Source organism: Herbaspirillum sp. CF444, from assembly GCF_000282135.1.
Classification (GTDB): Bacteria; Pseudomonadota; Gammaproteobacteria; order Burkholderiales; family Burkholderiaceae_D; genus Herbaspirillum.
Map to the genome: position 1 here is coordinate 1 of NZ_AKJW01000024.1, position 10,124 is coordinate 10,124.

At 61.9% G+C, this 10,124-nt stretch carries 10 protein-coding genes; 9 read left to right on the forward strand and 1 reads right to left on the reverse strand.

Annotation, left to right across the window (positions count from 1 at the left end; translation table 11 throughout):
- Window positions 1-9 precede the first annotated feature (9 nt).
- The 3 genes from PMI16_RS26665 to glpK all read left to right on the forward strand — a co-directional run bounded on the left by PMI16_RS26665 (window position 10) and on the right by glpK (window position 3,699).
- Window positions 10-135 carry a DUF2160 family membrane protein gene (locus PMI16_RS26665; protein WP_081493375.1) on the forward strand — a complete coding sequence of 42 codons (126 nt, stop codon included), beginning with the start codon at window positions 10-12 and terminating at the stop codon, window positions 133-135.
- A 118-nt stretch (window positions 136-253) separates the two neighbouring features.
- Window positions 254-1,981: an ABC transporter substrate-binding protein gene (locus PMI16_RS06505; protein WP_007877648.1), complete on the forward strand. Its 1,728-nt coding sequence runs from the start codon at window positions 254-256 to the stop codon at window positions 1,979-1,981.
- 236 nt (window positions 1,982-2,217) lie between these two features.
- Window positions 2,218-3,699 (forward strand): glycerol kinase GlpK, encoded by a 1,482-nt coding sequence (glpK, locus tag PMI16_RS06510; RefSeq protein WP_007877649.1) that lies wholly within the window; start codon window positions 2,218-2,220, stop codon window positions 3,697-3,699.
- Between the two features lie 15 nt (window positions 3,700-3,714).
- Here glpK and cyaY read toward each other — a convergent pair whose 3' ends face one another.
- Window positions 3,715-4,053 (reverse strand): iron donor protein CyaY, encoded by a 339-nt coding sequence (gene cyaY / locus PMI16_RS06515; protein ID WP_007877651.1) that lies wholly within the window; start codon window positions 4,051-4,053, stop codon window positions 3,715-3,717.
- Window positions 4,054-4,093: 40 nt separating this feature from the next.
- On the opposite strand from cyaY, the gene lptM reads away from it, so the two are divergent.
- From lptM to PMI16_RS06545, 6 genes are all read left to right on the forward strand, one after another.
- Window positions 4,094-4,357, forward strand: coding sequence for an LPS translocon maturation chaperone LptM (gene lptM / locus PMI16_RS06520; RefSeq protein WP_007877653.1), 264 nt, complete (start codon window positions 4,094-4,096; stop codon window positions 4,355-4,357).
- A gap of 45 nt (window positions 4,358-4,402) precedes the next feature.
- Window positions 4,403-5,698: a diaminopimelate decarboxylase gene (gene lysA, locus PMI16_RS06525; RefSeq protein ID WP_007877655.1), complete on the forward strand. Its 1,296-nt coding sequence runs from the start codon at window positions 4,403-4,405 to the stop codon at window positions 5,696-5,698.
- 136 nt (window positions 5,699-5,834) lie between these two features.
- Window positions 5,835-6,584, forward strand: coding sequence for a DNA-3-methyladenine glycosylase (locus PMI16_RS06530; protein WP_007877657.1), 750 nt, complete (start codon window positions 5,835-5,837; stop codon window positions 6,582-6,584).
- 178 nt (window positions 6,585-6,762) lie between these two features.
- Window positions 6,763-8,220, forward strand: a complete 1,458-nt coding sequence (locus tag PMI16_RS06535) for a sodium:solute symporter family protein (RefSeq protein WP_007877659.1) — start codon at window positions 6,763-6,765, stop codon at window positions 8,218-8,220.
- 292 nt (window positions 8,221-8,512) lie between these two features.
- Complete coding sequence (otsB, locus tag PMI16_RS06540) at window positions 8,513-9,256, forward strand: trehalose-phosphatase (protein ID WP_007877664.1); 744 nt, start codon at window positions 8,513-8,515, stop codon at window positions 9,254-9,256.
- Window positions 9,257-9,383: 127 nt separating this feature from the next.
- Window positions 9,384-10,124 (forward strand): trehalase-like domain-containing protein (locus PMI16_RS06545; protein WP_007877665.1); only part of this gene is annotated, 741 nt, incomplete at its 3' end.

Consider the following 10,124-nt stretch of genomic DNA (forward strand, 5'->3'; position numbering starts at 1 on the left):
GGCGACCGCCTGTTCATCGGCTTGTTGAGCGCCGCCTACATCAATCTGGCGTGGGTCGCCGTGACCGACCTCGACCAATGGTATGCGGCCGGTCTTGGTTTGTTGGCATTGTTGGCAATCATGCGCAAGGGGTGAACAGCCCGGGCGTATTGAAGCGGTTGGCAGTAGGGCAGTATGGGTATTGAAATAACGCGCCGGAGAATGTCCTTCCCTCTTCTGCGCGCCATCTTTGGGAAGGTGACGAGGAGACGTGATGCATAAATTCAAACTAACCGTATTGGCCGCTGCGATTGCGGTGGCGGGCAACGTATGGGCCGACACCAAATCGGCCGAAAAATGGGTCGATTCGGAATTCAAGCCGAGCACCCTGTCGCGTCAGCAGCAGCTGAGCGAAATGCAATGGTTCATCGAGGCCGCCGCCAAGCTGAAGGCGAAAGGCGTCAAGGAAATCCACGTCGTGTCCGAAACGCTGGACACGCACGTCTATGAGTCGAAAACCCTGGCCAAGGCCTTTGAAGAAATCACCGGCATCAAGGTCAAGCACGACGTGATCCAGGAAGGCGACCTGGTCGAAAAGATGCAGACCTCGCTGCAATCGGGCAAATCGATCTACGACGGCTGGGTCAATGACTCGGACCTGATCGGCACCCATTACCGCAACGGCCAGACCGTGGTGTTGTCCGACTACATGACCGGTCCCGGCAAGGATTACACCAATCCCGGCCTCGACCTGAAGGATTTCATCGGCACCAGCTTCACCACCGCGCCGGACGGCAAGCTGTACCAGCTGCCCGACCAGCAGTTCGCCAACCTGTACTGGTTCCGCGCCGACTGGTTTGCGCGCAAGGACCTGCAGGACAAGTTCAAGGCCAAGTACGGCTATGAGCTGGGCGTGCCGCAAAACTGGTCCGCCTACGAAGACATCGCGGCCTTCTTCACCAACGACGTCAAGGAACTGGACGGCAAGAAGGTGTTCGGCCACATGGACTACGGCAAGAAAGACCCTTCGCTGGGCTGGCGCTTCACCGATGCGTGGCTGTCGATGGCCGGCGCTGCCGACAAGGGCTTGCCGAACGGTTTGCCGGTCGATGAATGGGGCATCCGCGTAGCGGCCGACAAATGCACGCCGGTAGGCGCGTCGACTTCGCGCGGTGGCGCCACCAACTCGCCGGCGGCGGTCTACGCACTGACCAAGTACCTCGACTGGATGAAGAAATTCGCACCGCCGGAAGCGCTCGGCATGACCTTCTCCGAAGCGGGGCCGGTGCCGGCGCAAGGCCATATCGCACAGCAGGTGTTCTGGTACAGCGCCTTCACCGCGGGCATGACCAAGCAAGGCCTGCCGGTGGTGAACACCGACGGTTCGCCGAAGTGGCGCATGGCGCCAGGCCCGCACGGCCCGTACTGGAAAGAAGGCATGCAGAACGGTTACCAGGACGTCGGTTCCTGGACTTTCCTCAAGAGCACCCAGCCTGACCAGATGGCAGCGGCCTGGCTGTACGGCCAGTTCGTGACGTCCAAGACCGTGTCGCTGAAGAAGTCGATCGTCGGCCTGACCTTCATCCGCGATTCCGACATCCATTCGGACTATTTCACCAAGAATGCGGCGAAGTACGGCGGCCTGATCGAGTTCTATCGCAGCCCGGCGCGCGTGGCATGGACGCCGACCGGCAACAACGTGCCCGACTATCCGAAGATGGCGCAACTGTGGTGGAAGAATATCTCCACCGCCATTTCCGGCGAGAAGACGCCGCAGGGTGCGATGGACAATCTGGCCGAAGAGATGGACGGCATCATGGCCCGCCTGCAGCGCGCCGGCATGAAGAACTGCGCGCCCAAGCTCAACGACAAGAAGGATCCTGCGACATGGCTGTCCGACAAGGGCGCGCCATGGGCCAAGCTGGCCAACGAAAAGCCGAAGGGTGAAACCATCCCTTACGACAAGTTGTTGCAAGCATGGAAGGATGGCAAGGTCCGCTAGGCATCCCCGCATAAGCTAAGCGCGATCCGATCTCCGGACTGCGATGCTCACCGTACTCGCGTACGGCTGCGCTTCTCCTCCGGAGCTCGGACCGCTCGCTGCGCTTCTGCAGGAATGCCGGGACTTCAGTAGCGCCACGACGTCATTCCGGTATCTGCCGGAATGGCGTTTTTTCTTCCAGCACGGAGCAATCGTTGTTACGCTGTGATTTCACAGTGATTTGTAAGGCAAATGTTATGGCATATCTGCTTGCTCTCGACCAAGGCACCTCCAGCTCACGCAGCATCATCTTCGACGAAACCGGCGCCATCGTCGCCACCGCGCAGCAAGAGTTTCGCCAGATCTTTCCGCAGCCCGGCTGGGTCGAACACGATCCCATGGATCTCTGGAACAGCCAACTGCAGACTTGCCGCCAGGTGCTGGCGCAGGCCGGCATCAAGGCCGCCGACCTGGCCGGGCTGGGCATCACCAATCAGCGCGAGACCACCGTCGTGTGGGAGCGCGCCAGCGGCAAGCCGGTGCACAACGCCATCGTCTGGCAGGATCGCCGCACCGAGGCAATCTGCGCCAGGCTGCGCGAGCGCGGCTTGGCCGATCCTATCCGGGACAAGACCGGCCTGGTGCTCGATCCGTATTTTTCAGGCACCAAGCTGCACTGGATACTCGACAGCGTGCCGGGCCTGCGCGAGCGCGCGCAGCGCGGCGAACTGGCGTTCGGCACGGTCGACGCCTGGCTGATCTGGAACCTGACGCAGGGCCGCCTGCACGTGACCGACGTGTCCAACGCCTCGCGCACGATGCTGTGGAACATCCATACCGGCAGCTGGGACGAGGAATTGCTGGAATGGCTGGACGTGCCGCGCTCGATGCTGCCGGAAGTCCATCCTTCCGCCCATCTCTACGGGCGCACCGACGCCGAACATCTGGGCGCGGCGGTGATGATCGGCGGCATCGCCGGCGACCAGCAGTCGGCCCTGTTCGGCCAGGCCTGCTTCCAGCCCGGCATGGCCAAGAATACCTACGGCACCGGTTGCTTCATGCTGCTGCATACCGGCGACCAGTGCGCGCAATCGCACAACGGCCTGATCAGCACCGCCGCATGCCAGGTCGGCGAACGCAAGCAATACGCGCTCGAAGGCAGCGTCTTTATCGGCGGCGCCGTGGTGCAGTGGCTGCGCGACGGCCTCAAGGCCATCAAGCATTCGACGGACGTGGAAGAACTGGCGGCGTCGGCGCCGGACTCCGGCGGCGTGGTGTTCGTGCCGTCGTTTACCGGGCTGGGGGCGCCGTACTGGAATCCTTCGGCCAAGGGCGCGATCGTCGGCCTCAGCCGCGGCAGCACGGTGGCGCACATTGCGCGCGCCGCGCTGGAATCGATTGCCTTCCAGAGCACCGCCTTGCTGACGGCGATGGTGCGCGACGCCGTGTCGCCGATCACCGAATTGCGCGTCGACGGCGGCGCTTCCGCCAACAATCTGCTGCTGCAATTCCAGGCCGACCTGCTCGGCATTCCGGTGATCCGTCCGCAAGTCACGGAAACCACCGCCCTGGGTGCCGCCAGCCTGGCCGGCCTGGCGACCGGCGTCTATCGGGACATGGCGGAATTGTCGGAACACTGGCGCATGGAGCGCACCTTCCTGCCGACCATGAGTCGCGATGAAGCGGCGACAAGGATGCAGACCTGGGAACGCGCCATCAGCCAGGTCAGCGCGGGCTGAGCCGGAGGTTGCTTATCAGGCGGGTGCGCTCAGCGTGACGGCGACGCCGGCCTGTTCCGTGACGGCCGCCGACAGTGTGGCATACAGCTCCGAACCGTCGCGCGCGCTGATCCATTGCGTGCCGTCGTACTTGTAATGGAAGCCGCCCGATTTGGCCGCCAGCCACAGTTCCTGCATGGGCGCCTGGCTGTTGACGATGATTTTGGAGCCGTTGTCGACGCATTCGATTTCCAGGACATTGCCGCTGCGGCTGCACTCGACATCGAGCTCGGTGTCGTCGGTGGCCTGCTCCAGTGCGGCCTCGATGGCGTTCAAGGCGGAATCCGCGAGGGCCAGGAATTCTGATTCTGTCATGCTACACTCCGAGACATTGATGTAAACCCGTGATTCTATCGTGAAGTCTCCATTTCATTTTTCTCCGTCCTTGACGGCGTTCGGCGGTACCGTGTTGGTGCTGGCGTTGTCGCTGGCCGGTTGCGGCCAGAAGGGCCCCTTGTACCTGGGAAAACCGCCGCCGCCGCACCCGGTGCGCAATGCGGGCGCGTCCGATGATGCCGCCGGCAACGTCACCAACATGAGCGGCGCCGTCGACATGTCGATAGCGCCGTCATCCGGCCCGGACCGCAACAGCGGCGCCGCAGCAAGCGATTCCAAATAATTTCCGTCGTCAATTCCTGTCGTTAATCTTCGCCGTCTTTAATCTATGTCCCATTTCTCTTATCGCGACGGCGTGCTGCATGCCGAAAATGTGCCTCTGAATGCACTGGCCGGGAAGTTCGGCTCGCCGCTCTATGTGTATTCCAAGGCGGCACTGACAGCCAACTATTCCGCCTACGCCGACGCTTGCAAGAAAGCCGGCCGCAGCGTGGATGCCGGCGACGGCGGCGCGCTGGTGTGCTATTCGGTCAAATCCAATTCCAACCTGGCGGTGCTGAACCTGCTGGGCAAGCTCGGTTCCGGTTTCGACATTGTCTCGGGCGGCGAACTGCTGCGCGTGATTGCCGCCGGCGGTGATCCGCGCAAGGTGATTTTCTCGGGCGTGGGCAAGGGCCGCGACGAAATGCGCCTGGCGCTGGAACACGACATCCTGTGCTTCAACGTCGAATCGATTCCCGAAGTGCATCGCCTCAACGAAGTCGCGGGCGAAGCAGGCAAGCGCGCGCGCATCTCGCTGCGCGTCAATCCCAACGTCGACGCCAAGACCCATCCGTACATTTCCACCGGCCTGAAGGAAAACAAGTTCGGCGTTGCCTACGAAGATGCATTGGCCTGCTACCGCGACGCGGCTGCGCTGCCGAACATCGAAGTGGTCGGCATCGACTGCCACATCGGCTCGCAGTTGCTCGACGACGCGCCGTTGCTGGAAGCGCTGGACAAGGTGATCGAACTGATCGACCAGCTGGAGTCCGAAGGCATCGCCATCCACCACCTCGACATCGGCGGCGGCATCGGCATCACCTATGACGACGAGCAACCGGTCCCGGTCGGCGACTACCTGGGCCGCCTGTTTGCCCGCGTCGATGCCTGGCGCAAGCAAAAATACGATGGCAAGGCCATCAAGGTCATGTTCGAACCCGGCCGTTCCATCGTCGGCAATGCCGGCCTGCTGATTACCGAAGTGCAGTATCTGAAGCACGGCGAGACCAAGAATTTCGCCGTGGTCGACGCCGCCATGAACGACCTGATGCGTCCCGCCTTGTATGAAGCATGGCACGGCGTGCAAGTCGTGCAGCAGCGCAAGGATGCGGCGCAGACCTACGACATCGTCGGCCCGGTGTGCGAATCCGGCGACTGGCTGGCGCGCAACCGCGAACTGGCAATCGCACCGGGCGACCTGCTGGCGCTGATGTCGGCCGGCGCCTATGGCATGACCATGGCGTCCAACTACAATACCCGCGGTCGCGCGGCTGAAGTATTGGTCGACGGCGACAAGGTGCACCTGATCCGCAAGCGTGAAAATCCGGCCGATTTGTTCGCGCTGGAAGCCATCGTCGACTGACCGGCGACCACTTCACGCTGAAAGCGGGGCGAGTTCCGGAAGGGCTCGCCCCGTTGCCATTGATGCGTCGCCGATGCGCCGGCCTGTGGTTGCAATCAAGGAAAACGAAGCGGATGCTGATCCCGAGGAAGACAAGATGCGCCAAAGTTCCCCTGATACCTCCCGGTTCACCATGTTGGACACGGCCTTTTTCGACCGGGACAGTCCTGCGCTGGCGCGTGCCCTCATCGGCAAGGTATTGCGCCGACGCTGGAAAAACCAGTGGCTCTCCGCCCGCATCATCGAGACCGAGGCCTATTGCCTCGACGAGCGCGGCAGCCATGCCTCGCTCGGTTATACCCACAAACGCCGTGCACTGTTCATGGACGGCGGCGTGATCTACATGTATTACTCGCGCGGCGGCGATTCGTTCAACATCAGCGCGGCCGGCCGGGGCAACGCGGTCCTGATCAAATCGGCCTATCCCTGGATAGACACGATCGCCGGCCCCGCCGCACTGGCGGTCATGCAGGCGGCAAACCCCGACGCGCAGGGCGCCGCACGACCTCTGCACCGGCTCTGTGCGGGGCAAACCTTGCTGTGCAAAGCCCTGGCCTTGCGCGTCCCCGACTGGGATGCGCGCTCCTTCGATCCGGAAGAATTGTTCGTCGACGATGTCGGCGAATCGCCGCACACGCTGATCGAAACCACGCGGCTGGGGATTCCGGCCGGGCGCGACGAGCATCTTCCTTACCGCTATGTCGATCCCGCCTATGCCCGGCACTGCACGCGCAATCCCTTGCGCAAGGGGCAGACCGCGCCGCTGGATTACCGCTGGGTCGACCGCGATGGAAAAATGGCCGCCGAGCAACAATTTCCGCGCGATGTGATTCCCGTCGCGGATTGATTCCGCAATCCTGCCGGGCATCGTTTTTAACGCATTCCGCCGATGGCGCGAAATTTGCTGACGGACTGCTGTCAGGAAGACAAAATCCAGCGCCAATGCCGCTATAATGCGCGTTTTCGATACTGGTCTCTCCCTTGGTCTCTCCCTTTTTCAGCCCCTTTTCGCGTAAGGAAATTGCATGAATGCCCTGATCTGGTTCGTCATACTTTATTGGGTGATTTCAGTCGGTATCGGTCTTTACGCAACCAAGTTCGTCAAGAGCTCAAGGGACTATGCCGTGGCCGGCCGTTCGTTGCCGATGTCGGTGGTGACGGCGACGGTGTTCGCGACCTGGTTCGGTTCGGAAGCGGTGCTGGGCGTGTCGTCGACCTTCCTCAAGGAAGGCCTGGGCGGCATCGTCGCCGATCCTTTCGGTTCATCCTTGTGCCTGATCCTGGTCGGCGTGTTCTTCGCCAAGCCGCTGTATCGCATGAATCTGCTGACCATCGGCGACTATTACAAAAAACGCTTCGGCCGCGCCGCTGAAATGCTGGTGACGATCTGCATCGTGATCTCCTACCTCGGCTGGGTGGCCGCGCAGATCAAGGCGCTGGGCCTGGTGTTCAACGTCGTGTCGGGCGGTTACATCCCGATGCACTGGGGCATGATCATCGGTGCCGCCAGCGTGCTGATCTACACCCTGATGGGCGGCATGTGGGCGGTGGCGATCACTGACTTCCTGCAGATGATCATCGTGGTGGTCGGCATGCTCTACATCGGCTGGGAAGTGTCGGGCATGGTCGGCGGCCCGGCGGTGGTGATCCAGCATGCGGCGGATGCCGGCAAGTTCAACTTCTGGCCTTCGCCCACGCCCAGGGAGGTGCTGTGGTTCTTTGCCGCGTGGATAACCATGATGCTGGGCTCGATTCCGCAGCAGGACGTGTTCCAGCGCGTGATGTCGTCGAAGAATGAGAAGGTCGCGCGCAATGCGTCGATTCTGGGCGGCGTGATTTATTTCTTCTTCGTGTTCATCCCGATTTTCCTGGCGTACTCCGCCACGCTGATCGATCCGGGCATGGTCAGCAAGCTGCTCGAAACCGATTCGCAACTGGTGCTGCCGACGCTGATCATGGAAAAGATGCCGGTGTTCGCCCAGGTGATGTTCTTCGGCGCGCTGCTGTCGGCGATCAAGAGCTGCGCCAGCGCCACCTTGCTGGCGCCGTCGGTGACTTTCACCGAAAACGTGATCAAGGAAATCCGCCCGTGGAAGAGCGACAAGGAGTTCCTGTTCTCCATGCGCGTGGTCGTGCTGATCTTCACCGTCGCCGTGACTTCGCTGGCGCTCAACAGCCAGTCCAGCATTTACCAGATGGTGGAGAACGCCTACAAGGTCACGCTGGTCGCGGCCTTCGTGCCGTTGGCCTTCGGCGTGTACTGGAAGCGCGCCACGCGCCAGGGCGCGCTGGCGGCAATGATCCTCGGCCTGATTTCGTGGATCACGCTGGAATACACCGCGCCGGAAGGCATGTGGCCGCCGCAGCTGGTCGGTTTGCTGATGAGCATCGGCGGCATGGTGGCCGGCTCGCTGATGCCGCAACTGGTGGCGCCGATTCCGCAGGCGCAGGCGGTGTTGAGCACGGATGGTCAGGGCAGTTGATTTGACCTTGCCGTAAGACGCTTGCTCATAAGCTGCTTCACGCAACACCGATAGACAAGGTTGAGCCTTTGGTGCACAACTGATTTTTCTCTTCCTTACCCTCGGGCGGTTCGCATTTTCAAGAAATGCAACGAATCGCCCGAGCGGCGCAGTTCCCCCGCTTTTATCTTTCTTTGCCATCTTTTCCCCGATCTTCCGGCTCAAGTTGTTTAAGGAGAATTATCGATTTGCATCGATTCAATTGTCGAAAAGCCAATTGGAACTAATCGGTATTAAATCGACCTCACAGAGCATGTCTCTGCAAACTCATGAATACGACTTTGCCGCTGATGCACTGTTTCTGGACTTCGACGGCACCCTCGTGAACCTGGCTCCCGAGCCTGGCAGCGTGGTGCCGGCGCCGGACCTGATCGACATGTTGCAGCGGATTCAGGAACTCTCGAACGGCGCGCTGGCGGTGGTCAGCGGTCGTCCGGTGGAGCAGCTCGACCATTATCTGGCACCGCTGCGTCTGCCTGCCGCCGGGGTGCACGGGCTGGAACGGCGCGACGCTACAGGACGGCTGATTCAATTGCCCGCACCCGACACGTCCCGATTGATGGAGCGCCTGGCAACGCTGGTGGCGCGTCATCCCGGCCTGATGCTGGAACCCAAGCGCGGCGCGCTGGCGTTGCACTATCGCAAGGCGCCGCATCTGGAGCAGGCCTGCATCGAAGCGATGAATCATGCCGTCTCGCGCGTGCGGGGTTTTACCTTCCTGCGCGGCAAGATGGTGGTGGAAGCCAAGGCGGCGCTGGCCGACAAGGGCGAGGCCATCGCCTCCTTCATGCGCGAAGCCCCATTCGCCGGGCGTCGTCCGGTATTTGTCGGCGACGACGTCACCGACGAAGCCGGCTTCGACTGGGTGCAATCGCATGAAGGATTCGCCATCAAGATCGGCGAAGGGCCGAGCAAGGCGAACATGCGGCTGGATAATCCGGCGGCGCTGCATCAATGGCTGGAGCAGGCCTTGAATGCGTCGGACAGGCGCCTTTGAGGGAAACATTTTTCAGCGCACCCGAAGCCGAATCAGCAAAGTAGTTAGTGCCAGTAGTGCCGGCAGTCAGGCGCGACGGCAACAACACTCGGGCAACAACAAAAAGAGTAAAGAGAGGAAAGGCAGCATGAGCACTTCATCCACGTCATCCATTGATACTCCCGGCAACGATACCTCCACCGGCGTCAGCAACGACGGCGACCGGCCTTCCACCTCATCCCTCGATCTCGGCGTCATCGGCAACTGTTCCTACAGCGCGCTGATCGACAAGCTCGGCCGCATCGTCTGGTGCTGCCTGCCGCGTTTCGACGGCGATCCGGTATTCAATGCCTTGCTCGACCCCGGCGAGAGCGGCAGCTTGTGGAGTTTCGAGCTGGAGAATTTCTCGCACAGCGAGCAGTGGTACGAACCGAATACCGCCGTCCTGAAAACGCGCCTCTACGACACGCTGGGACAGGGCGTCGAGATCACCGACTTCGCGCCGCGTTTTCCGAGCCGCGGCCGTTTCTTCCGTCCGCAGACGCTGGTGCGCCGCGTGCTGCCGCTGAACGGCGCGCCGCGTCTGCGCGTGCTGTTGCGGCCGCGTTTCGACTGGGGCCGCGAGCTGCCGAAAATCACGCGCGGCAGCAACCATGTGCGCTACGTCGGTACGGAGATGACGTTGCGCCTGAACACCGACGCGCCCATCAGCTACCTGCTCGATGAGACGGCATTCGTCGTCAGCCGGCCGTTCAACTTCCTGCTCGGTCCCGATGAAACGTTGACCGGCGGCATCGGCGATACCGCGCGCAGCTTCGAGCAGGAAACCGTCACCTACTGGCGCAACTGGAGCCGCAGCCTGGCCACGCCGCTGGAGTGGCAGGGCGCC